Source organism: Pseudomonas sp. So3.2b (assembly GCF_019464415.1).
In the GTDB taxonomy this organism is placed as follows: domain Bacteria; phylum Pseudomonadota; class Gammaproteobacteria; order Pseudomonadales; family Pseudomonadaceae; genus Aquipseudomonas; species Aquipseudomonas shahriarae.
On record NZ_CP080494.1, the window covers coordinates 5,633,196 to 5,657,018 of the forward strand.

Here is a 23,823-nt window from a genome sequence, read left to right on the forward strand (position 1 = left end):
ATCGCGATATAGATCAATCCAAGCTTTATCCGCTTCATCGTACCGGTCAAATCGGGCGCCCACCCACGCCCACGATTTCTACGGTGTGGTTAAGCTTACCGTCACGCTAGAATGGGGCTTCCATGGTCAGCTCTACTTGGTCTCGATCCGATGCCCCTAAGCCCGCTGCAAGCACGCATTGCGCGTGACATTGTTTCTCTCGTGCGTCGTGAACGCTTTGCTATCGGACATCACCTGGTTGAGTCGCAGTTGGCGGCGGCGCTGAACGTCTCGCGCACGCCGGTAAAGTTTGCGATGGGCCATTTGGTCGAAAAAGGCATGCTCACTTACGACCGCAATCGCGGCTTTTTCTTGGCCAGGTCCAGCGAGGATCTCGTCGATCTGGCCTCGCAAGTCATGGAAGGCAGTGACGATCCGCTGTACCTGAAATTTGCCGAATTGCGTCTGGGCAGGCAGCTCCCGGAGCTGTTCACCGAGATTGAATTCATGCGTCAGTTCGATGTGTCACGGGCGGCGCTGAGGGCCGTTCTATCACGCATCCAACAGGAAGGATGGATTGAACAGCGTGCCGGCCAAGGATGGCGTTTTCTCCCCATGATCGACTCAGTGGAGGCGTATGAAGAAAGCTATGCTTTGCGCGCGACCATCGAGCCATCCGGCCTGCTCTCCCCCGCATTCCTGATCGATGGTGAAACGCTGGCGGCCTGTCGCAAGCAGCAAGAGTTCATTGCCGGCGGTGGGTACTTGAGCATGACGCCTCAGGAGTTGTTCGAAGCAAACGCCCAGTTTCACGAGACACTGGCGGGGTGTTCCGGCAATCGCTTCCTGCAGCAAACGGTCCGCCGTTTAAACCAATTGCGTAGGCTTGTGGAATACCGCCAAGCCAGCACGCGAGCGCCACGCAAAGGCCAGGCCCAGGAGCATCTGGCCATTCTCGATTGCCTCGAACGAGGAGACCGCCTTGCAGCAGCCGACCAAATGCGCAAACACCTGGAACAGGCTCGGCGCAAGAAAGTAGATCCCGCGCTGTTCGAATAGCCCCTGCCTGGGCGGTCCCTCACAGAGCTGCGCTCGCCTGCGCAGCTCTCTCAAATCCCGATAGACCTACCGCGTGCCCCGCAAGCGCAACGCCGACGGCATAAAGTAAGAGTCCTCAGGAATCGCCTGGCCAAAATCCACCGTCTGCGGTTCTTCGTTATCCAGGTTCTGCACGTAATAACGCCGCGCCTGCAGGTCATGGAACACATCCAATGCACTCCAGGTCGTGGGCAGGTCGTAGAAGTTCTTCAGGTAGGCCATCGACACCCGCCACAGTTCGCCACGACCGTCGTACTGGTCAACCACCGCTGCGCCCCAGCTGTCTTCATCGAGGTACAGCACGCGTTTGGAGTACAGGTGACGCGCCGTCGGTTTCAGGGTGCCTTCGACAACCCACACACGGTGCAGTTCGTAGCGCGTGTATTGCGGGTTGAGGTGTCCGACCTTGAGCAGGTCGGCGTATTTCACGTCGGCGCTGGCGACTTTGTAGTTGTTGTAGGGGATGTAGATTTCCTTCTTGCCCAGCAGTTTCCAGTCGTAGCGATCCGGCGAGCCGTTGAACATGTCGGTGTCATCTGCCGTGCGCAGGCCATCGGAGGACGAGATCGGCGTGTCGTACGCCAGGTTCGGCGCGCGGCGTACGCGGCGTTGGCCGGCGTCGTAGATCCAGGCTTGGCGCGCGTCTTTGATCTGGTCGAGGGTCTCGTGTACCAGGGTCGCGCCACCGGCCAGGCGGGCCGGGCTTTTTACGAAGGTCAGGTAGTAGAACAGGATGTTCTTCAGGTCGGCGTACTGCCCGCCCTGCCGGTAATAGTTAAACAACCCTTCCTGCTGCGACGTGACCAGGGCGAAGCTGCCATTGCGCTGCACGGGCGCTTCCGAAGCACGGCGGACCACGTAGGTGCCGCGATAGCGGGTGATGTGGTTCCACAGTGCTTCCACACCGTTTTGCGGAATGGGGAATGGCACGCCGCCAAAGGCGTCGGCGAAGCCGGTGCCGCCGTCCAGCAGCTTGGCGCTGGTGGCGTTCTTGAAGGTGTTGTCATACACCCACTGGGGCGCCGAGCCAGAACGCCGGCTTGGGTAGATGGGCATCTGGAAGGTGTCGGGGTAGCTGTTGAACAAGGCGATCTCGCCCGCCGTCAGGTTGGCCTTGTACTGTTCCAGGTTGGCCTTGGTGATGGTGAACAGCGGCTTGTCGCCGGCAAAAGGGTCGACATGGTGTTTACCCTTTTCATAGCCCTTGGGGGCCTGGGTGATCCCACCTTCCCAGGTCGGGATGGTGCCGGCGGCATTGCCCGCGCGCTCGGCGCCGAGCGGTGTGAGCTGGGCCTTGAGCTGTTGCGCATCCTGGGGCGAGAGCGCAGCAAGCGCATTGCCGGCGGCCAGGCCGAGGGCCAGGGCCAGGCTGGCGGTGAGTATTCGAGGTGTGTGGAACATGGCAAATCTCCAAAAAAACGAGGGCGGGCAGCCGCCCTCGCGCCGCAGCACGGCAGCGGCTTACAGGAAGTACTTGAGGTTGAAACCGATGTTGTCGCGGTCGCGGATCACGTTGTTCTGGCCGCCACCAAAGAACTCGGTGTATTGCAGCTCGGCTTCCAGCTTGTTCTGGTAGTTGGCCTTGAGCCCCAGGGTGTAAGCCTTGCGTCCCTCGATGTAGTTGCCGGCCTGATAGGAGTTGCCCTTGAAGTCGTCCTTGTAGACCGCGTAGGGCGACAGGTTGACCCCGGCGAACACGTCGTTCCAGGTGCCGTTGAACATCACTGTATAGCTGTAGGAATCACGGCTGACCTGGTCATCACGCTCACCACCCGACACATAAGAGGTGTTGCCGCTGCCCGCGTAGTAGCGGGTGCTGCCATCGTAGGCCTGGTACTTCAGGCTGCTGCCGCGCAGGTGCTCGGAGGCCAGTTCGAACACGCCGAACAGCGAGTCGAAGCTCAGGCCCGGGCCGAAGTTGTAGATGCTGCCCAGCGAGGTGTTGAAGGCCTCGACGCGCTCGGAGTTGTCGATCTGGCTGTTGAGGTTGACCATCTGCCCGCCGACATTGATGAACTGCCCGCCCGCCGCCGCGCCGGCGCCATTGGCCAGGTCGCCGATCAGGTCGTTGGTGGCGGCGATACCAATCGGCAGGTTCGGCCGGTAGGCCAGCTCGCCAAACACCGAGGCCTTGCCCAGGGTGGTGTTGAAGCTGAAGCCATACATGCGGATGTCTTCGGCATAACGCCGGTGCGCCTGGATATTGCCCATTACATCCACCGTCGCCAGGCCATTGGCCAAGGCCGCGGCCTGGCTGCCGGCCACCGACGACAGCATGCTGGTCAGCGCCGCCATGTCGATGCCCTTGTAGCCCGCCAGGTCTGCGGCGATGGTCGGCTCCTTGGCGTGGTAGTTGACCAGGTACAGGCCGAACTCGGTGCTGTTGAGTTCCTCGGCGATGTAGCGGAAGGCAAAGCCGTACTGGCCATCGTTGCGCGCGTTGTAGTCCTTGCCGATGGACGCCACCTTGAGGGTGTTGCCGTAGGCCGGGGTCATGCCGTTGGCATACAGCCCGGTACTGCGCAGCATGCCACCGAACATCGGGTTGTTGCCCAGGGCGTCGTATAACCCGATGACGTTGCCGCCGATGGGCGTCGGGGTGTCGAGGGCGCTGCCGGTGAAGTTGTTATACCCCGTGCGGCCGCCATCGGCGAACAGGTCGCTCTGGGAATAGAAGGTGCCGACCGGGTCGATGCGGGTCTCCTTCCAGTTCCACTGATAGAAGCTCTCCATCGACAGGTTGTCGCTCAAGCCGATATTGAAGCTGATGGCTTCCACCGGCATCAGCACTTCCTTGACCTCGGCGCCCGGCAGGCGGTACTTGGCCGCGTCCACCGGGTTGGTGGTATTGACCCCGCCGCGATAGAAAATGCCCTCGCCCCAGTTGAACACCTGGCGCCCCAGTCGCGCGGTCAGAGGCATCTGGCCAACGTCCCAGTTGCCATAGATGTAGGAGTCGAGAATCTCCACACGGCTACCGGCAATGTCGCGGGTCTGGTCGGTGAAGTGGTCATCCTGGGGATGGCTCTGGCTGGGTTGCGACGGGCTGTTGTTGCGGTAGTAGTCGTTGCGCTTGTCCATGATCTGGGTGTCATAGAACCCCGTGCCACGCACGAACAGCCCGTAGTTCTGATAGTTGGCTTCCAGCTCCGAAGTGATCTTGTACACCTCGGAAACCAGCCCGGTATCGAAGTTGCGATTGCCGTCGTTGGTGTTGACGTCGTCGTTGCCCTTGTCACGCCCCTGGACCCGCCACAGACGCCCATAAGACAGGGTGCTGTCGAACGAGCCGGTGACCTGGTTGTCCAGCACGCTGAACTCCATGGCCTGCACGGTCCCGCCGCTGCACAGTTGCAACAGACCTACCAGGCCGACGCCCGCCCCAGTGGATGTGATGGACCATTTACCCTCGGATCCCGAGCCTTGCGCGCGCACTGTGGTGCTCATTACCGTCTCTCCCCTGCAACCTTTTTTGTTGTTATTGCACTGCGTTGTCTGTTGTTACGGCGCCGGCGCCGGGCGGTCGAGACCAGCCCTGACGTAGTTGCGACTGTGGGCGCCAAAGTGGCGTAGCAACTGCACCAACTGTTCGTTGAGCCGGGCATGGTCGTAGCGTTCGGCGGGCAACTGGTTGCCGGCACTGAAGCTCTGGATCGCCCCGGGCGTGGTCAGCCACTGGCCGATGGCCTCGTCGAACGCCACGGCCTGGGCATCCGCCTGGGCACTGACCACTTGGCGCAGGTAGTCCGTCGAGTAAGCCGGGTAATCGGCGTCCTGAGTGGCGTCGGCATAGGCCGTCAGCATCGGGTTATCCGCCCCCGTCAGCAGCAGGTGGCGCAGCCAGGCGAACTGGTAGCGCTCCACCTCATTGTGGCGCGTGGCGGCACGTTCGATCGCCGCCCGCTTGTCGCTGTCGTAGCCGGCCAGGGCCTTGCCTTCCATCAGCAGCATGCTGGTCAAGTCATCGCCCGGCAGAGTGGTGGCGTGATACGGCTGGGTCAGGTCCTGCAGGTAGTGCATGCCCCATCCGAGGAAGCGATAGCCCCAGTAGGGATGGCCATTGGCGAAGGCAAAACGCGCCAGACCGAAGTACTGGTAGGCCCGCCAGTCCGGCCAGTTGCGCAACAGGAAAGGCGCGGCGACATAGACCACCGCGCTCTCGTGAAAGAAGCCCATATGAAACGGCGCCTGGGAGCTGTACTGGAAGCGCGCGTCGCCAAACGACTGCACACCGAAGCCATAGAGTGCGCCGACCGCCCCTGGGTTATCGCTGAACAGGTTGATATCGTGGCCGTAGTCCGGCTCGTCCGCGGCGGTTGCCAGCACGGCCAGCGGCGCGACCGTCTGCCCCGGCTGCAGTTGGATAAAGCGCTGGCGATTCCACGGCGAGAGGGTCTGTTCGACCATCACTTCGGTGGCCTTGAGCTGCGGGCGCCCAGCCAGGTCCTCGCCGGGCATAGGCTGGATCACCTGGGCCAGGTGGATCTGTGGGTTGACCCGCAGGGCCATGAGCAAGTCCCGGCGCAGATCGGCCCCAGGCTGCGGCGCCAGACGCAGGTTGTCGGGGCGCGGCGGGTAGTCGGGAAAGTGCTTGCGGGCGAAGTTTTCCTGCTCGTCCAGCAAGGCCACCAGCCCTGGGTACTGCTCGGACACAAACTGCTCAAGGGACTCGACCGCCACCTCGGGCGCCTCGCGCAACGCGGGCAAATCCCGCAGGGCCAGGTAGCTGCCCACGCTGTGATTGGACCATGCACCGGCCCCAGGCGACAGACTGCACAGCCCCAGGCACAGCAGCAACGACGGCAACTTCATGGCTTTACGCTCTTTTTGTAGATGCGTTCAGCCTAACAATCCGGGTATCCCCCGACACTGTCCGATCTTGCCAAAACGACTCTCCAATAGCGCCATACAGCCTGGGCCTACGCCGGGTAGCCGGTAATCTCGCGGATGCTTTGGTATAGCGGCTTGAGCTGGCGATACATGTGCAGGTAGACCTCGCGGTACAAGCGGTCGTACATCTGTTGCGCCTCGGGCTGGGGCATGAACACCTCGGCGGTGCGGGTCATGGCGGCGATGGCGGTATCGAAGTCCGGGTACAGCCCAAGCCCCACCGCACAGGCAATCGCCGCCCCCAGCCCGGACGCCTCGTAGACATGCGGACGCTCGGCGGGCAGGCCGAAGATATCGGCGGTCAGTTGCATCGCCGCGTCGCTCTGGGAGCCGCCACCGGCCACGCGCAAGCGCTTGATCGACAGTTTCGACCGGCGCTCGATACGCTCCTTGCCCTGGCGCAAGGCATAGGCCAGCCCCTCGAGGATCGCCCGGTAGATATGGGCACGGGTGTGCACGTCGCCAAAGCCGATCATCGCGCCCTTGGCCTCTACGCCCGGCTCGCGGATGCCCGGCGACCAGTAGGGTTGCAGGGTCAGGCCCATGGAGCCGGGCGGCACCGCGTTGACCAGCGCATCGAACAGTTGCTCCGGTTCCAGGCCCTGCTCCCGGGCCTGCTGCATTTCCCGCAGGCCGAACTCGTTCTTGAACCAGCTGACCATCCAGTAGCCGCGATAGATCATCACTTCGCAGTTGTAGTGATCGGGGATCGCCGCCGGATACGGCGGGATCAGCGGCACTATCTCCAGGTAGCGCGAGCGGGTAGTGGTGATGGTCGCCGTGGTGCCGTAGGACAGGCACGCGGTCGTCGCCTCCACCACGCCGGAACCGAGCACCTCGCAGGCCTTGTCGGAGCCGGCGGCAATCAGTGGCAGGCCCTCGGGGATCCCGGTGTGGCGGCTGGCCTCGGCGGTGATGCGGCCCAGTTCTTCTCCTGGCTTATACAGGCGCGGCAACTGCTGCGCACGCACCGCCAGGGCCTGCCATTTCCAGTCCCGGGGCGCGGCCCAGCGCAGGTGCTTGAAGTCGAAGGGCAAGTAGCCCACGCAGCACCCCACCGAGTCGACAAAACGCCCGGTCAGGCGATGGCTGAGAAAGCCCGAGAGCAGCAGGAACTTGTCGGTGGCGGCCCAGATATCCGGCTGATGCTGGGCGATCCAGTTGGCCTCGGCCTGGGCGCGAAAATAGTCCACCGTGGCCTCGGCGCCGATCAACTTGAACAGCCAGCCCCACGGGCCCTTGATCCCGCCCTCGGGCTCGCACTGACGCTGGTCGAGCCAGAGGATCGCCGGGCGCAAGGCCTGGCCCTGGGCATCGACATTGATCAAGGTGCCGCGCTGGGTGGTCAGGGACACGCCACGGATCAGGCTGCGGTCGATGCCGGTCTGCGCCCACAACTGCTGGCAGGCTTCGCCCAGTTTGCGCCAGTAGTAATCCGGATCCTGCTCGGCCCAGCCGGGCTGCGTGGAGTAGTAGGCCTGCAACTCGACCTTGCCTTTGCCCAGCAGATTGCCCTGCAAGTCGAACAACAGCGCGCGGACACTCTGGGTGCCGTTGTCGATCGCCAGCACATAGTGTTTGTCGGGGGAATTGTTATCCACGAAGCTCTCTTTATTCATGACGCGCTCTTCAGATCGAGGCGGACGGGACGCTGTGATGGCGTTGCCAGAGTTGCAGGTAGCGCTGCTGTTCCTGTTCCCAGCGCGTGTCGTCCCAGCCCAGGCGCGGCTGACATAGCCGGCGGATGTCTGGCAGGTAGTGAGCGGCGCCGTCGGGCAGTAGCAACCCCAGACGGGTGCGGCGCAACAACAGGTCGTCCAGGTGCAGGACCATCTCGGCCTCGGCGGCAAACGCCAGCTCCGCCCACAAGGTATCGCTGGCGCCGACACACTCGCTGCCCAGGCTGCGTATCAGCCGGGCCAAACGTGGCAGGTCGCGGCCATGGCGCCCGGCCAGACGCCGCAGGCCGGCGGCGCTCAGCCCAGGAATCGCCTGCAGTGGCACGGCCTGGAACACTGGCGCACCGTCATCCTCCAGGGTCTTCCCGAGCATCCCGGCACAGGCCCGCAACACCTCGATGGCCTGGGGCCTGAAGGTGGTCAGCTTGCCCCCCGCCAACGTCACGCAGCCCGGCTCCTGCCACAGCACATGCTCGCGGGTTTCATTGGAGGGCTTGGCCTGGGAGTCAGCGGCGCCCACTACCGGACGCACCCCGGACCAGGTGCACAGCACGTCCGCCGCCGTTACCTCGGCCTTGGGAAACGGCTGGGCGCAGGCCTCCAGCAGGTAGTCGAGTTCTTCGCGGGTAATGCTCGCCCCGAGGTCCAGGTCCTCGCGATGATCCAGGTCGGTGGTGCCCACCACAGTGGCCCCTTCCCAGGGAAAGACGAATACCGGGCGACCGTCGCGCCGATGCATGAAACTGAAGGCGTGGGCCACCGGCAAGCGCCAGCCCGGCAACAACAAGTGGCTGCCTCGCAAGGGCCGCAACTGCCGCTGCCCACCATCCGGTTGCAGGCGTTCAGCCCAGGCGCCGGTGGCCACTGCCAGCACCGCGCAACGCACTTGCATAACGGCAGCGCCTTGCGTGTCCTCGACCTCGACCCCACACACCCGCCCGCCCTCGCGCAGCAACTGGCGCACCCGCAGGCCGTTCAGCGCCCAGGCGCCATCGGCGCGGGCCTCGGCCAACACACGCATGACCAGGCGCGCATCGTCGGTCAGGGCATCGCGAAACTGCGACGCCCCCAGCAGCCCCGGCTCCATCAACCCCGGCGCCAGGTAGCGCAGTTGTGCAGGTTTATGAAACTGGCGGCTGCGACAACCGGCCAGGGCGTCATACAGGCGCAGCAAGCCGCCGAAGACCCGCGGTCCGGGGAACCCGCCGCGATAGTGCGGCATCAGGAAACTCAAGGGCTCCACCAACCCCGGTGCTTCGCCCATCAGGCGCTGGCGCTCGCGTACCGAATCACGGGCCAGGCGCCACTGGCCCTTGGCGATGTAGCGCAGGCCGCCATGGACCATTTTCGACGAGCGGCTGGAGGTGCCCCAGGCAAAATCCCGTTGCTCCAACAGCAGGCAGCGCCAACCGCGCCGGGCCGCCTCGCGCAGGATCCCGGCGCCGCTGATACCACCGCCAATCACGATCAAGTCCCAGGTTTCATTCGCCAGTTGCGGCAGCACGGCCGCGCGCCACTGGGCATTCCAGTCATCGCTCATGGGCCTAGTCTTCCAGCAGGGTGCCGGGGTTCAGACGCCCGGCCGGATCGAAATGCCGGCTCAGGCTGTGCAGCGCAGCCATCGCCAGTTCGCCCTTCTCCCTCGGCAGGTAGGGCGCGTGGTCCTTGCCCACGCCATGCTGGTGGCTGATGGTGCCGTGGTTGTCGACGATGGTGCGGCTGGCCGCCTGCTTCAGGGCCTTCCAGCGCTCCAGGGTGGCCGGGTAGTCCGTCGCCGGGCGGAACACGTAGCTGGTGTAAATGCTCGAACCTTCGCCATAGACATGGGACAGGTGGGTAAACACATGGACCCGCTCGCCCTCGGCCGCCAGGCAGTCACGCAGGCTGGCCTCGATCGCGTGCAACAAGGCGTCGACATGGCACCAGTCGGTCGCAGTCTCCAGGGTGTCGACCACGTAGCCGGCATTCCAGAGATTCTCCCGCAGGTAGGGGAAGCGAAAACGGTTCTGTTGCCATTTCTTGCCCAGCAGGGTGCCGGTGAACACCCCGCCAAAAGCCTTGAGGTGCTGGCGCGCCTGGCGCAACGACAAGGCATTCTGCCGACGATTGCCGGTGACGCCGAAAGTCAGCAGGCATTTGCCCTCGCCAGCCCCGCGCAGTGCCAGGTAGCGCTCCAGCCAGGCGATTTGATGGGGATGGCCAGCCAGCGCCAGTTGGGTCTGGGTTTCCATGGCATTCGACAGACGCAGCATCGACAGCGGCACCCGTGCCTGCACCAGTCGGCGGATCGCCTGCAGGGCCTGTGGCCAGTCGGGCAGGAACACGCCATAGAAACGCTCGTCCTCGGGCAGCGCGCTGACCCGGACCTTGACCGTGGAAATGATGCCGAAGCGCCCTTCGCTGCCCAACACCACTTCCCGCAGGTCAGGGCCGGCGGCCGAGGCCGGGAAGCTCGGGATTTCCAGGGGCCCGGCGAACGTTTCCAGGGTGCCGCCGGCGAACAGTTGCTCGATCCGCCCGTAGCGCAGCGATTGCTGGCCGCTCGAGCGGCTGGCCACCCAGCCGCCCAGGGTCGACAACTCCCAGGACTGCGGGAAGTGCCCCAGGGTGTAGCCTTTGGCACGCAACTGGCTCTCCACCTGGGGGCCACTGGCACCGGGGCCGAACGTGGCGATCAGGCTTTGTTCGTCGAGGTCGAGCAGGCGGTTCATGTGGGCCAGGGACACCGTCAGCACCGGGCGCGTGGACGCCGGCGGGTTGATATGTCCGGCCACGGACGTGCCACCGCCATAGGGAATCAGGCACAGGTCGGCACTGTCGGCCAGGGCCAGCAGCTGGCGGATCTGTTCGACAGTTTCCGGCAGGGCCACAGCATCCGGGTACCGACCCAGCGCACCTTCACGCAGGGCCAGCCAGTCCGGTAGGCTCTGACCGCGGGCATGCATCAGGCGGTCCCGGGGCTCGATGCTGTAAAGCGCGTGGGGCGCCAGCCGCGACGCGGGCACTGCGGCCAGGGCACTGTCCAGGCTGGCGTCCGGCAGGGTGTGCCCGTCGCCCAATCGCTCGCGCAGAAACGCTGCCCCATGGGCGGGCATCTCCATCTGCGTGGTTTCTTCGCCCCAGCCGTTCCAGCGTCGCATGCCTGTTTCTCCCAGCAGATCTTGTGATTTTCAGTGCTCCCATACTAATCAGCCGGCGCGGGCTGTCACGGTCGCATCGGGACAGATGGAGTAGCCAATTGGGTCACTCGCTGTATTACCGGATGTATCCACGGGAGCATTTACTTTAGTCACGATTTCAAATTACCTTGCGTGCCATCGACGCGCGCAAGGCACTGCCGCCGGCAACACCCCGCCAGGAACCCGATCATGCAGACACTCGGCTCTACCTCCGTCCCTCCTCTGCTGAAGTACCTGCGCCATGCCGAACAGCTCGGCATGGCAACCGCCCCCGCACTGGAGGCGGCCGGGATCACTGCTGGCCAACTGGACGACAACAGCCTGCGCCTGCCTGTGGAAGCCCACGAACGACTGCTGGAGTATTTCTGCGAACATTCCGGGGACCTGCTGTTCGGGCTCAATTCAGCGCGCTTCGTGTTGCCCAACTCGTGGAGCGTGCTCGGCTACATCACCATGAACTGCGCGACCCTGGGCGAGGCAATGAACCGCATCATGCCGTTCGAAAAACTGGTGGGCGACATGGGCACCAGCCGCGCCGAAATGGTCCATGACCAAGTCCGCCTGATCTGGAACTGCCGCCACCAACAGCCGCGCATCCGCCGGCATATGGTGGAGAACGTGCTGGCGTCCTGGCTGGTGTATGCCCGCTGGATCGCCGACACCGAACTGTCGCCAAGCCAGGTGTTGCTCGAACACCCGTTGCCGGACGGCGCGCAGCTCAGCCAATACGAGGACTTCTTCGGTTGCCCGGTGCTGTTCGAGCAACCCTGCTCGGCCCTGGTGGCGCCCTTGAGTTACCTGCAGACACCCCTGCGCCAGGCCGATGCGCAGTTGCTGCGCACCCTGGAAGAACATGCCCTGGCCCTGATGGCCTCGCTGGACGATTCAAGCCTGGCGCTGCGGGTGAAAAACGCCCTGCGCCAGTTGCTCAAGGAAGGCCTGCCGCGCAAAGAACAGGTGGCCGAACAGTTCGCCATGTCGGTGCGCACCCTGCAACGCCAACTGCAGCAGGCCGGCACGTCCTACCAGCAGATCCTCGACGACCTGCGCCAGGAACTGGCCGAGCACTACCTGCTGCACAGCGACCTGCCGATCCAGGACATCGCCCAATACCTGGGCTTCACCGAACCCCGCTCGTTCCACCGCACCTTCAAGAGCCGCACCGGTGTGCCGCCGGGCGAGTATCGGCAGACCCATCGGGGCAGTTAGGGTTTGGGGGACTGCATTTCAGGTCCTGACCAAACAGAGTGAACCCGGTATTCAACACAACGAAGATCAAATATGGGAGCTGGCTTGCCTGCGATAGCGCCCGATCAGGCCATTCCTGGGTACTTGACTCTCCCCCTAGGGTCACACGCCATCCTGCGGGCCCCGACCTCAGGACTCCCCACCCATGACCCGCCGCATCCTGCTCATTCTTGGCCACCCCGCCAGCACCAGTTTCTGCTACGCCTTAGCCTCTGCCTATCGCGAATCAGCCAGCCGCGCCGGCCACGAAGTGCGCACCTTGTATCTGGGCGAGTTGAGCTTCGATCCTGTCCTGCACCACGGTTACGCTCAGGTACAAGCCTTGGAGCCGGACTTGCTCATGGCGCAATCCGACATCCTTTGGGCCGATCATCTGACGTTTATTTTCCCTATCTGGTGGGGGGGAATTCCAGCATTGATGAAAGGCTTCATCGACCGCGTGTTCCTGCCCGGTTTCGCCTTCAAATACCGCAAGGGCAAAGCATTCCCCGACAAGCTCTTGAAGGGCCGTACCGCCCATCTGCTGGTGGCCCTGGATACGCCGCCGTGGTATTACCGCTGGTTCTACCACATGCCCGGCCTGCACCAGATGCGCAAGACCACCCTTGAGTTGTGTGGTATCAAGCCGATCAAGACAATCATGTTCGGGCCTGTGCTGGGCTCTACTGCGGCGCAGCGCGACAAGTGGCTGAAAAAGGCTGGCACACTCTTTTAGGAATGGATCTGCATGTACATCGGTAAAGCCGCGCAGTTGTCAGGCACGACGATCAAGGCGATTCGTCACTATGAGGACATCGGCTTGCTGCCACCGCCGCAACGCGAGGGGCGGTATCGGGTTTACTCGGCGCAGAGCGTGGAGCTGCTGACGTTTATCAAGTGCGCGCAGCAGTTGGGCTTCAAGCTCAAGGAGTTGCAGGGAATTCTCCACGGGCACCGTGGCGATGAGCTGCCGTGGCAGCGCGCCAACCAGGCGATCGCGCAAAAGAAGCTCGAGTTGATGACGCAGATCCAAGCCCTGCAACAGGTGCATGCAGGGCTGGTGGCGTTTGAGGGCAGCCTGGAGCAGGCCCAGGGTCAGTGCCAGTTTGCACGTCTGGTGGAAACCGGCACTGCGCGCAACGGCTAGTTCAGCAGATCGCCCCATTTTTTTTGCAGGGCGCGTTCATCAGCGATGATCTCCCGCGTCAGGTGGTCGACCCATTGCTGGGCAAACCCATTGGCTTCACGCAGCAGCAGCATGATGTCGTCGACTTCAAAGTCGCCGGGCTTGGCGGCCCCCTTGTGCTCATCCAGCAGCTTCCTGACCATTTCATTGAGTTGCTGCTTGGTAGCCATTTTGGCCATGGCCATGGCCATCAGCATCTGGTCGTCCTCCGGCCTTACCTTGCTGTGGGGGCTGCGCTCCTGGTAGTTCTCGCACATCATCAGGAACCCGGTCAGAAAGCCCTCGAGCAGGCCATCCTGCTGACGGATCGACTCGGGAATCTTGTGAAACGAAAACCCGTACATAAAGGCCAGCACGTAGAAGATCTGTTCTTCAATCTCCTCATCCGGAAAACCGATCAGTTTTTGCGCCTTGGGAATCACCGCCCCCAGGTAGTTAATCGGCAACTGCCAGATAACCGCTGAATCCGGGTCGTCACGCTGTTCCTGCTTAAGGTCGGCAAGGATCGCCTGCATCTTTTCAATGGCCCGCTGCCCCGGTTGCACCACCGGCTCGTCGTCCATCAGCAAGTCATCGAGTTCGGCATGGTAGGTCGGGGCCAGACGCGCCGTCGGGGTGATGTCTTGCAGCGCCGCAACCCGCTCGGCTTCGCCGGCCAACAGTTTATCGAGGAGCTTGTTGCGGTTGTCGAGGACGAAACGCACGAAGGTTTCTTCCTTGAGGGCCAGGCGCACGACACCGGGCAGAAAGGCGTAGATAAATGCGCCGAGCTTCTCGACATTGCCGTCATCGCGCAGGGCCGCCAGGGATGCCTCGCCGGTCTTGTCCTTGATGAACGGCAGGATCTTCGATTTGTTCTGCTCGATGGCCACGGCCACGTAGCCCAACAGCTTGTCCTTGCCGCTGACTTTTTTCTGCGGATCGTCAGGCGTTGTCTGTTCGATGACCGCCAAGGCGAGGATTTCTTCGGCAACCGGCTCTACAAGCACAGGCTCGGCTTCGGGCTTGGCGACGACCACTGCGACGGCAGGTTGCGCCACCGCCACCACCGGCTGATCAACCAGCCCACGGCGGGCATCCCCCAGTGCCTCGTTGATCACCGAGAAGAACTCACCCAGCTCTTTCTCACCCACCTGGGTAAAGGTTCCGACCTTGCGCGAGTTGACGAACAGGTCGCGCTTTTCCACTGCCAACGAATCCAGGTGGCGCCAGAAAAACAGGCGCGGGGTGTCGAAGACCATCTTCACCGCCAGCTTGCTCTCGCCCATCAACACGCCTTCCTTGGCGCCGCCAAACAGGGTGTCGTCAATCAGCACCAACACCTCGTCTTCGCGCATGTTGGCGCCGTAGGAGTCCAGCGCCGCCTGCAGCTTTTTCTGCGGGATGTGCGGGCGCACGTACACGCGCTCCAGCCCCAGCCGCTCAGCCAGGCTGAGGGTCATGTGCACAATTGAATCAACCTGGGCCGCCGACAGCTCCTGGTTGCCGGCCGAGGCCTTTACCGCCGCAGGCTTCGCCACCGGGGCCGATTGCTCGCCGCCCCGGGTCCGCAGCCATTCCTGCAACAGGGAAAAGCAATCGTGCAGATCGTCTTTGTCCGGCATGTTGAAGGCAATCGCCTGACGCTTGTTGAGGAAGAGTTTGCTGCCCTTGAGCTCCAGGGCGTCCACTTCGTCATAGGCGTAGGCCACCGCGTCGCTGAAGCTCTCGCGGATGGCCAGGTATTGCTGGCCGATCAAGCAACCGTCCTTGCCGCTGGCGAACATGGTGTCATCAATCAGCACGACCACTTCGCTGGGGTCCACGGTCAGGCCGTAGGCAGAAAGGGCGTTGCTCAAGAGTTTTTTCGGGATGTTGGGTGCGACATGAACCCGTCCCGAGCTTGAATATTTTTGGGCCTGCAAAAACTCCAACAACGACATATCCCTATCTCCCTTTCTGATTTTTTTCAGCGTCATTGCGCCTGGCCATCGGAGGTTGCGCGGCAGAATAGCACTAGGCCACTATCCCGATCACCCTTCAAGACAGCTCCAGCCTTACCTTCAGCTCCTGGACCCGCGCCCGCTCTGCCCGCAAAGCGCGCTTGAGCTCACGGTTTTCCATCTCGCGGATCTTTGCCCAGCGTGCCGCCGAACGGCACCCTGCAACGAACGTCCAGATTTCCCGCAGGCGCAGGTACTGCATCAACAGCACCAGCAAAATCACGCCAATGAGTACCAACGCACTTGTCGAAATAACCTCCGACATCCCCATGTCCTGCTTCCTTTTAGTGAGTTCGAGCGATCTCGAAGACAGCCAAAAGATATGTCGTGTTTTATTACAGGTCTACACTGTAGACAGATACAGGTAAAGTAATCGCACATATGGGAGGGGTCATGAAACGCAAACAATCCGTCGAACAGGTACGCTGGGACCTGGCACTTCGCTATCGTTTGATCGAGACCGTCGCCTGGTGGGAGGGCCGCCTGACCACGGGGCACTTGATCCAGAGCTTTGGCATCAGCCGCCAGCAGGCCTCGAAAGACATCAACACCTACATCACCGAACATGCGCCCCGAAACTTGACATATGACAAGCAGCTCAAGGGCTACATCCCGAGCAAGCACTTCAAGCCGCGCTTTATCGACGACAGCGCCAGCGCCTATTTACACCTGCTGTACCAGAACAACGAACGCGCACCACACATTGAAGGGCTAGCGCTGGCCTATGCCCATACCAAGGTGCTGGAGGTGCCGGACCGCAGCATCCGCCCACAAATCCTGCGCCCACTGCTCAAGGCTTGCCGCGAAGGTTTGCGCCTGGAAACCGAGTACGTGTCCCTGGCCAACCCCGAGCCGGAGGTGCGCCTGATTGCCCCGCACACCCTGGTGTACACCGGCATGCGCTGGCACGTGCGGGCCTACTGTGAGAAGAACGGCAAATACCGCGACTTTGTGCTCAGCCGCCTGCGCGGCGAACCGGAGTTGCTGGGCAAATCCGAAAACCTGATCGGCGATGACCACGTCTGGGAAACCGCCGTGAACCTGGTGATCACCCCGGACCAGCGCCTGGCGGCGGCGCAACGTGCAATCATCGAGGCGGATTTCGGCATGCTCGATGGGCAGTTGGTGATCCCCAGTCGCCAGGCCCTGGTGAAGTACGTCCTGCAGCGCTACCAGATTGATCCGAAGAACCTCGACCCCAAACCCGAGGCCCAGCAGATTGTGGTGAAGAACCTGCAGGAGCTGAAGCCTTGGCTGTATGACTGAAAAACCCCGGTGCGCTCAAGCGCCCCTCATTTGCCCCTCCCCCCCCTATCTGCTAGTGTCGCGCCCGTTTACCGTCAACCGGAATAGCCGCCATGGCCCGCAAAAAAGTTGCACTCGATTTCGAACAATCCCTCGCCGATCTGCAAACCCTGGTCGAGCGTCTGGAGAACGGCGAGTTGTCGCTGGAAGACTCGTTGACGGCGTTTGAGCAAGGTATTGGCCTGACCCGCGATTGCCAGAGCGCTCTGGCGCAGGCGGAGCAGAAGGTCCAGGTGTTGCTGGAACGGGATGGGGAGTTGGCCGAAGAACCTTTCGACGCGGAACAAGCGCAATGATCGACGTTTATCAGGCCAGCAGTCAGGCCCGGGTCAATGCTGCGCTGGAACCGCTGTTTGTGGCACCAAGCCCGGAGTTGGCCAGGCTGTATGAGGCCATGCGTTATAGCGTGATGAACGGCGGCAAGCGCGTACGGCCTTTGCTCGCCTATGCGGCCTGTGAAGCGCTGGGCGTGGACGCCGCGCAAGCCAATGGCGCGGCGTGTGCGGTGGAATTGATTCATGCCTATTCGCTGGTGCATGACGATTTGCCGGCCATGGACGATGACGATCTGCGTCGCGGCCAGCCCACTACCCATAAGGCTTTTGACGAAGCCTGTGCGATCCTCGCCGGCGACGGCCTGCAAAGCCTGGCGTTCAGTGCCCTGCTCGACCCGCGTTTGAGCGGCGTGAATGCCGAGATTCGCCTGCGCATGGTCACTGCGTTGGCCGCCGCCGCAGGCCCGGCCGGTATGGTCGGCGGCCAGGCAATTGACCTCGGCTCGGTCGGCCTCAAGCTGGACCAGCAAGCCCTGGAATATATGCACCGGCACAAGACCGGGGCGCTGATCGAGGCTGCCGTGCACCTCGGCGCCCTGGCCAGTGGTCGCGCCGAAGCGGCGCAGTTGGCCGCTTTGCAGATCTATGCCCGGGCCATCGGCCTGGCGTTCCAGGTACAGGACGATATTCTCGACGTGGAAAGCGATACCGCGACCCTCGGCAAGCGCCAGGGCGCCGATATTGCCCGTGACAAGCCGACTTATCCGTCGCTGTTAGGGCTGGATGCCGCCAAGGCCTATGCCCTGGAGTTGCGCGACCAGGCCCTGGCCGCCCTGCGACCATTCGACGCGGCAGCCGAGCCGCTGCGTGACCTGGCGCGGTACATCGTCGAACGCCGCCACTGATTACGGCGGCGATTACCGCCGCATATCGGCCAAGTTCGGTGCTCTGCGTGGGCAGTTTGCGATGCTTGAGGTAAACTGCCGCCTCTTCTATACCTATAACGATTCGCCTGATGCCCACGACGTTTCAAGAGATTCCCCGCAAGCGCCCGACCACGCCGCTGCTGGACCGTGCCAACACGCCGGCCGGCTTGCGCCGTCTGGGTGAAGCCGAGCTGGAAACCCTGGCCGATGAGTTGCGCCTGGAATTGCTCTACACGGTCGGCCAGACCGGTGGGCATTTTGGTGCAGGCCTGGGCGTCATCGAGCTGACCATCGCGCTGCATTACGTATTCGACACCCCGGACGACCGGCTGGTGTGGGACGTGGGTCACCAGGCGTATCCGCACAAAATCCTCACCGGACGCCGCGAGCGCATGGCTACCTTGCGCCAGAAGGACGGCATCGCCGCCTTCCCGCGCCGCTCCGAGAGCGAATACGACACCTTTGGCGTCGGCCACTCCAGCACCTCGATCAGCGCAGCCCTGGGCATGGCGATTGCCGCCCGTCTGCAAAACAGCGATCGCAAGGCAATTGCCGTGATCGGTGATGGCGCGCTGACAGCCGGCATGGCGTTTGAAGCGTTGAACCATGCGCCGGAAGTGGACGCCAATATGCTGGTGATCCTCAACGACAACGACATGTCGATCTCGCGCAATGTCGGTGGTTTGTCCAATTACCTGGCAAAGATTCTGTCCAGCCGCACCTACGCCAGCATGCGCGAAGGCAGCAAAAAAGTGCTTTCACGCCTGCCCGGCGCGTGGGAAATTGCCCGCCGCACCGAAGAATACGCCAAGGGCATGCTGGTCCCCGGCACCCTGTTCGAAGAGCTGGGCTGGAACTATATCGGCCCGATCGACGGCCACGACCTGCCGACCCTGATCGCCACCCTGCGCAATATGCGCGACCTCAAGGGCCCGCAGTTCCTGCATATCGTCACCAAGAAAGGCAAAGGCTTCGCCCCGGCGGAAGTCGACCCGATTGGTTACCACGCCATCACCAAGCTCGAACCGCTGGACGCGCCCGTGGCGGCGCCAAAAAAGGCCAGCGGGCCGAAGTACTCCGGTGTATTTGGCGAATGGCTGTGCGACATGGCCGCTGCCGACCCGCGCCTGGTGGGCATTACCCCAGCGATGAAGGAAGGCTCGGACCTGGTGGCGTTCAGCGAGCGTTTCCCGCTGCGTTACTTCGATGTGGCGATTGCCGAGCAACATGCGGTGACCTTTGCCGCCGGCATGGCCTGCGAAGGCGCCAAACCGGTGGTGGCGATCTACTCGACCTTCCTGCAGCGCGGTTATGACCAGCTTATTCACGATGTGGCGGTGCAGAACCTCGACGTGCTGTTCGCCATCGACCGCGCCGGCTTGGTGGGCGAAGACGGTCCGACCCATGCCGGCAGCTACGATCTGTCGTACTTGCGCTGCATCCCCGGCATGCTGGTGATGACCCCGAGCGACGAGAACGAGCTGCGCAAGATGCTCAGCACCGGCCACCTGTACAACGGCCCGGCAGCGGTACGTTACCCCCGTGGCAACGGCCCGGATGCGGTGATCGAGAAAGACCTGGAACCGATCGAGATCGGCAAGGGCATCGTGCGGCGCCAGGGTAGCAAGACCGCGTTCCTGGTGTTTGGCGTGCAACTGGCCGAAGCCCTGAAAGTGGCGGAGAAAATCGACGCCACCGTGATTGACATGCGCTTTGTCAAACCCCTCGACGAAGCCCTGGTGCGCGAGATCGCCGGCAGCCATGAATTGCTGGTGACCGTTGAAGAAAACGCCATCATGGGCGGCGCCGGTGCGGCCGTCAGCGAATTCCTGGCGCGGGAGAACATCCTCAAGTCGGTGCTGCACCTAGGCTTGCCGGACATTTATGTGGAGCACGCCAAACCCGCGCAGATGCTGGCTGAGTGTGGGCTGGATGAAGCGGGGATCGAGGCTGCGGTTCGCCATCGCATGGCTTTGCTCGGCCTGTAAACCGGACCAAACTGTGGGAGCTGGCTGGCCTGCGATGCAAACACTTCGGTCTTTCAGAGAGACCGGGTGATGCGATCGCAGGCCAGCCAGCTCCCACATTTGTTTTGTATTGCCTTGGAATCCATGGACGGCCCATGAAACACCTTCGACTTGCCCTGCCACTCCTGCTCTTGCCCACTGCGGACCTGCTCGCCGACACCCGCGACGCCGCCCTGAAGCTCCCCGATGTGGTGATCAGCGCCAACCGCCAGGTGCAGGCACGCAATGACAGCAGTGCTGCCAACACCGTGTTTACCCGGGACGATATCGACCGCCTGCAACCCTCCAGCCTGACCGACCTGCTCAGCCGCGTGCCCGGCGTGCAAGTGGCGCGCACCGGTGGCCGGGGCAGCTTGCCGGGGATTTTCATACGCGGCACCAAGTCCGCGCAAAGCCTGGTGCTGGTGGATGGCCAGCGGATTGCCAATAGCACGTCCGGCGACAGCGGCCTGCAATACCTGAATATTGATCAGATTGAGCGGGTAGAAGTGCTGCGCGGGTCGCGCTCGGTGATTTACGGCAGCGATGCGATTGGCGGGGTGATCCAGGTATTTACCCGCCGCAATGCCGGACCAGGCCTGCTGCCGCGCTTGAAGCTGGGCTTTGGCAGCCACAACACCTGGGAACGCAGCCTGGGCCTGTCGGGCGGCGATGAACGCACGCGCTTCAACCTGGGCGCGAGCCTGGATGACACCGCCGGTATCGACTGGAGCCACACCTCCTTCCCCAGCGACCGCGACCATGATGCCTATCGCAATAAGTCGCTGAGCTTGAACCTGAGCCATGAGTTCAGCGATGAGCTGGAGGTGGGTTTCAACCTGCTGGATAGCCGGGGCAAGTCGGAATTTGATAACAGCGCCGGGCGCTACGACGACGTCAGCAAACAAACTTTCGGCCAAAAACCCTATACCGACTACACCGTCAGCAGTGCCAGCGCTTATATCGACGCCCAACTCAACGAGGCATGGCAGACCCGTGTGGAACTGGGCCACAGTGAAAACCGCGACACCAAGCGCGACAAGCTCAGCACTGACTTCAGTGTGTTCAGCACCTATCGCGACTCGATTAACTGGCAGAACGACCTGACGCTCAACCAGCAAAACAGCCTGATCCTGGGCGGCGATTGGTATGAGGACCGCATTCACAGCGACAAACCGTACAACGAAAACAGCCGGTGGAACCGTGCCGCGTTTATTCAGCATCGTTTCAAGGGGGAGTGGTTTTCCACCGAACTGGGGCTACGCCGCGACCAGAACCAGCAATTTGGCGGGCAGAACAGTTGGAGCGGTACGCTGACCTTGCCGGTCAATAGCGATAACGACTTACTACTGAGTTACAGCGAAGGCTTTCGTGCGCCGAGCTTCAACGATCTGTACTACCCGGGCGGCAGCAACCCCAACCTCAAGCCCGAGCACTCGAAAAGCTATGAGTTGCAATGGCGCAGCCAGCTGACCGACACCACACGCCTGGAAACCTCTCTGTATCGCACTGACCTCAAGGACGCCATCATCGCGCAGCAGCAGAATAACTACATTCCGTACAACGTCGCCAACGCCCGCATCAACGGCTTCGAAGCCGCCCTCAAGCAAGAGTTCTTCGGCTGGCAAGGCAACCTCGGCCTGTCGATCATCGACCCGCGCGACCGCAGCAGCGGCCACACCCTGGCCCGTCGTGCCAGGCGCACCCTGAACCTGGACCTGGATCGGCAGTTCGATCAACTGAGCCTGGGCGCCAGCTGGCAGGGCATCAGCAGCAGCTACGACGACGAGTACAATAAAAATCGGCTCGCTGGCTATTACCTGGTGGGATTGCGCAGCGGTTGGGCGCTGAATCGGGAAGTGGCGCTGTCGCTGAAGGTCGATAACCTGCTGGATCGCCGCTATACACGGGCGCGTTACAGCTATAACGATCCGACCTTCCAGAGCAATCAGCCATATCGAGAAGAAGGCCGGACGTGGATGCTTGGGGTGACGTGGACGCCGCAGCTCTGAGGTTGTCCGGGCCGACGCCATCGCAGGCAAGCCAGCTCCCACATGTGTTCTGTGGTGTGGCCAAAATATTCTGCACTGCCGAGCGCCCACCTTTTGATGTGTGAATACAGTCAAATGTGGGAGCTGGCTTGCCTGCGATAGCGCTCTCAACGGTTCGGCGCAATCACCTGACACAGCCGGCCCACCGCCTCCACCATCTGCCCACTGGGCCGCTCCAGCCCTTTATCCGGCACGATCAGCAAACGCCCCTGAGCCACCGCCGCCACCTGGGGCCAGGCCTTCCAATCGTCCAGTTGCGCTTGATCCGCCGCGAGGATCACTTCGGGATCACGCTGCAACACCGATTCGATACTGACCTGCGGGGCTGGCAGCTTGAGGTCATCAAACACATTGCGCGCGCCACACACGCTAAGCGCATCGCTGATGATCTGCCCACCGCCCACGGTGTACAGCGGCTGGTTCCACACCTGGTAGAACACCCGCAACGGTTGGCTGCGCTGATAGCGCTGGCGCAACTCGGCCAAGCGTTGACGCAAGCGGGCAGCCAATTGGCGACCTTCATCAGCGCGGCCTAGCTGTCGGGCGATGGCTTCGACCTGGCTGCTCAGTTGTTCAAGGCTATGGGGTTCGGCGACGTAAACAGGGATGTTCAAACGCTTGAGCTGCTCGCGCTGGGCCGGGCCGACGCTGCCGGGCCAGAGCAGCAGCAAGTCAGGCTGCAGGCTGAGCAGTCGTTCCAGATCCAACTGCCCATAACGCCCCACCGAGGGCAGGCTACGCAGCGCGTCAGGCCGTTCACCGCCGTCGAGTACGCCCACCAGCAGATCGCTGGCGCCCAGTTCAACGACGATTTCAGATAAGGAAGGTGCGAGGCTGACCACCCGCTCGACCGCCATCGCCGACGCACTGGCGGCCAGCAGCAGACCCGCCAGCCAGAGGCGCATCAGCCGAGTTGACGCGGGATGCGATAGAGGTAGAACAGCACCAGGGTCGACAATGCCAGCAGGAACAGCGGCACCGCTTCCAGGCCGACGAACACTGCCAGTGCACCGATCCAGGCGGGAAACGCCGCGACCAGCAGCGCCGTACGCCGACGGGCCGCGAGGGTGATCCACGCGGCCGGCTCTTCAGGCGTATCGAGGGCCTTGGAGGTGGCGATCAGTGCATGTTTATAGGCATGGAAGTAACGCAGGCTGGCAAACATCGAGGCAACGCCGGCGATAAAGAATGGCATTGCCAGCACCGGCAACAACGGCTCGCCCTGGCCAAATACTAGATTGATCACGAACAACGGCAACAACGCCAGCGCCAGGTACTGCCACCAACTGAAGGACAGGCGCCGCTTGACCTGACCGCGCGTCACGCCCGGTCTGCCTCGCCCTGATGCTCGTTGCCCATCATATGGTCGAGCTTGCTGGCCTTGGTCGCCAGGTAGAGTTTGTTGTGCGGGTTATGCCCGGTGTGCAGCGGCACACGCTCGGCGACGGTGATGCCCATCTCGGTCAAGGCCTTGACCTTGCGCGGGTTGTTGGTCATCAGGCGCAGGGACTGGATGCCCAAATGCTCAAGCATCGGCAGGCAGATGGCGTAGTCGCGCTGATCGGCGGCGAAACCCAGGCGCTCGTTGGCCTCGACGGTATCGGCGCCACCGTCTTGCAGTTCGTAGGCGCGGATCTTGTTCAGCAGGCCAATGCCACGGCCTTCCTGACGCAGATACAGCAGCACGCCACGGCCTTCACGGGCAATGGCTTGCATGGCGGCTTCCAGTTGCGAGCCGCAGTCGCAGCGCTGGCTGAACAGTGCGTCACCGGTCAGGCACTCAGAGTGCAAGCGGCCCAGGACCGGGGCGCCATCGGCCACATCGCCCAGGCTGAGCACGACGTGCTCGCGCCCGGAGGCTTTTTCAAGAAAGCCATGCATGGTGAACGTGGCAAAAGGGGTAGGCAGCTTGGAAGCAGCGACGAAAACGACGGGCACCGTGTGCTCCTGATTTCAGATTTCACAGAGGCGGGCATTGTAACAGCACGTTCCTACAGACGCTTAAGCTGAATTATCGCTGATAAAGATCAATAGGTTCGA

19 protein-coding genes and 1 pseudogene are annotated in these 23,823 nt (G+C 62.6%); 9 read left to right on the forward strand and 11 right to left on the reverse strand.

Annotated elements, in window-relative coordinates:
• The first annotated feature begins 150 nt into the window (after positions 1 to 150).
• Positions 151 to 1,038: a GntR family transcriptional regulator gene (locus tag K1X80_RS25395; protein ID WP_057960733.1), complete on the forward strand. Its 888-nt coding sequence runs from the start codon at positions 151 to 153 to the stop codon at positions 1,036 to 1,038.
• Between the two features lie 66 nt (positions 1,039 to 1,104).
• Here the strand turns inward: K1X80_RS25395 and K1X80_RS25400 are convergent, their stop codons facing one another.
• From K1X80_RS25400 to K1X80_RS25425, 6 genes are all read right to left on the reverse strand, one after another.
• The gene (locus K1X80_RS25400; protein ID WP_115129093.1) at positions 1,105 to 2,478 is read right to left on the reverse strand and encodes a DUF1329 domain-containing protein; all 1,374 of its coding nucleotides are present in this window, start codon (positions 2,476 to 2,478) and stop codon (positions 1,105 to 1,107) included.
• A gap of 60 nt (positions 2,479 to 2,538) precedes the next feature.
• Entirely contained in the window at positions 2,539 to 4,524 is a 1,986-nt protein-coding gene (locus tag K1X80_RS25405; protein ID WP_081044311.1) for a DUF1302 domain-containing protein, read from the reverse strand.
• A gap of 54 nt (positions 4,525 to 4,578) precedes the next feature.
• On the reverse strand, positions 4,579 to 5,889 hold the full coding sequence (locus tag K1X80_RS25410; protein ID WP_198817879.1) for a phospholipase: 1,311 nt from the start codon (positions 5,887 to 5,889) through the stop codon (positions 4,579 to 4,581).
• 107 nt (positions 5,890 to 5,996) lie between these two features.
• Positions 5,997 to 7,586, reverse strand: a complete 1,590-nt coding sequence (locus K1X80_RS25415) for an FGGY-family carbohydrate kinase (protein ID WP_057438979.1) — start codon at positions 7,584 to 7,586, stop codon at positions 5,997 to 5,999.
• Positions 7,587 to 7,596: 10 nt separating this feature from the next.
• Positions 7,597 to 9,186, reverse strand: a complete 1,590-nt coding sequence (locus K1X80_RS25420; protein ID WP_057960737.1) for a glycerol-3-phosphate dehydrogenase/oxidase — start codon at positions 9,184 to 9,186, stop codon at positions 7,597 to 7,599.
• A gap of 4 nt (positions 9,187 to 9,190) precedes the next feature.
• Positions 9,191 to 10,786, reverse strand: a complete 1,596-nt coding sequence (locus K1X80_RS25425; protein ID WP_169989760.1) for an FAD-binding oxidoreductase — start codon at positions 10,784 to 10,786, stop codon at positions 9,191 to 9,193.
• Between the two features lie 228 nt (positions 10,787 to 11,014).
• Here K1X80_RS25425 and K1X80_RS25430 point away from each other — a divergent pair, with 228 nt between their 5' ends.
• The 3 genes and pseudogenes from K1X80_RS25430 to K1X80_RS25440 all read left to right on the forward strand — a co-directional run bounded on the left by K1X80_RS25430 (position 11,015) and on the right by K1X80_RS25440 (position 13,199).
• Positions 11,015 to 12,034, forward strand: coding sequence for an AraC family transcriptional regulator (locus tag K1X80_RS25430; protein ID WP_057960739.1), 1,020 nt, complete (start codon positions 11,015 to 11,017; stop codon positions 12,032 to 12,034).
• Positions 12,035 to 12,218: 184 nt separating this feature from the next.
• Positions 12,219 to 12,814: pseudogene (locus K1X80_RS25435) on the forward strand (NAD(P)H-dependent oxidoreductase).
• Positions 12,801 to 13,199: a MerR family transcriptional regulator gene (locus K1X80_RS25440; RefSeq protein ID WP_057438975.1), complete on the forward strand. Its 399-nt coding sequence runs from the start codon at positions 12,801 to 12,803 to the stop codon at positions 13,197 to 13,199. Before K1X80_RS25435 ends, K1X80_RS25440 begins: the two are co-directional and overlap by 14 nt.
• Here K1X80_RS25440 and K1X80_RS25445 read toward each other — a convergent pair.
• Together K1X80_RS25445 and K1X80_RS25450 are read right to left on the reverse strand one after the other, a co-directional pair.
• Positions 13,196 to 15,160, reverse strand: a complete 1,965-nt coding sequence (locus K1X80_RS25445; protein ID WP_216311981.1) for a hypothetical protein — start codon at positions 15,158 to 15,160, stop codon at positions 13,196 to 13,198. The genes K1X80_RS25440 and K1X80_RS25445 overlap by 4 nt on opposite strands.
• A 97-nt stretch (positions 15,161 to 15,257) precedes the next feature.
• On the reverse strand, positions 15,258 to 15,491 hold the full coding sequence (locus K1X80_RS25450; protein WP_120734212.1) for a hypothetical protein: 234 nt from the start codon (positions 15,489 to 15,491) through the stop codon (positions 15,258 to 15,260).
• A 122-nt stretch (positions 15,492 to 15,613) separates the two neighbouring features.
• Between K1X80_RS25450 and K1X80_RS25455 the strand changes: the two genes are divergently transcribed.
• From K1X80_RS25455 to K1X80_RS25475, 5 genes are all read left to right on the forward strand, one after another.
• Positions 15,614 to 16,486: a WYL domain-containing protein gene (locus K1X80_RS25455; RefSeq protein ID WP_120734213.1), complete on the forward strand. Its 873-nt coding sequence runs from the start codon at positions 15,614 to 15,616 to the stop codon at positions 16,484 to 16,486.
• 92 nt (positions 16,487 to 16,578) lie between these two features.
• Positions 16,579 to 16,821: an exodeoxyribonuclease VII small subunit gene (locus K1X80_RS25460; RefSeq protein WP_029299452.1), complete on the forward strand. Its 243-nt coding sequence runs from the start codon at positions 16,579 to 16,581 to the stop codon at positions 16,819 to 16,821.
• The gene (gene ispA / locus K1X80_RS25465; RefSeq protein ID WP_057444863.1) at positions 16,818 to 17,705 is read left to right on the forward strand and encodes a (2E,6E)-farnesyl diphosphate synthase; all 888 of its coding nucleotides are present in this window, start codon (positions 16,818 to 16,820) and stop codon (positions 17,703 to 17,705) included. Before K1X80_RS25460 ends, ispA begins: the two co-directional genes overlap by 4 nt.
• Before the next feature lie 110 nt (positions 17,706 to 17,815).
• Positions 17,816 to 19,714 carry a 1-deoxy-D-xylulose-5-phosphate synthase gene (gene dxs, locus K1X80_RS25470; RefSeq protein WP_120734215.1) on the forward strand — a complete coding sequence of 633 codons (1,899 nt, stop codon included), beginning with the start codon at positions 17,816 to 17,818 and terminating at the stop codon, positions 19,712 to 19,714.
• Between the two features lie 134 nt (positions 19,715 to 19,848).
• Positions 19,849 to 21,744: a TonB-dependent receptor domain-containing protein gene (locus tag K1X80_RS25475; RefSeq protein ID WP_220172557.1), complete on the forward strand. Its 1,896-nt coding sequence runs from the start codon at positions 19,849 to 19,851 to the stop codon at positions 21,742 to 21,744.
• Positions 21,745 to 21,890: 146 nt separating this feature from the next.
• On the opposite strand, the gene K1X80_RS25480 is transcribed toward K1X80_RS25475, so the two are convergent.
• From K1X80_RS25480 to ribA, 3 genes are read right to left on the reverse strand one after another with little or no spacing between them, the layout of a single operon-like run.
• Positions 21,891 to 22,688 carry a cobalamin-binding protein gene (locus K1X80_RS25480; protein WP_057439032.1) on the reverse strand — a complete coding sequence of 266 codons (798 nt, stop codon included), beginning with the start codon at positions 22,686 to 22,688 and terminating at the stop codon, positions 21,891 to 21,893.
• On the reverse strand, positions 22,688 to 23,107 hold the full coding sequence (locus tag K1X80_RS25485) for a nuclear FMR1 interacting 1 family protein (RefSeq protein ID WP_057960742.1): 420 nt from the start codon (positions 23,105 to 23,107) through the stop codon (positions 22,688 to 22,690). The genes K1X80_RS25480 and K1X80_RS25485 overlap by 1 nt, the downstream gene beginning before the upstream one ends.
• Positions 23,104 to 23,721 (reverse strand): GTP cyclohydrolase II, encoded by a 618-nt coding sequence (gene ribA, locus K1X80_RS25490; RefSeq protein WP_057438973.1) that lies wholly within the window; start codon positions 23,719 to 23,721, stop codon positions 23,104 to 23,106. The genes K1X80_RS25485 and ribA overlap by 4 nt, the downstream gene beginning before the upstream one ends.
• Positions 23,722 to 23,823 lie beyond the last annotated feature (102 nt).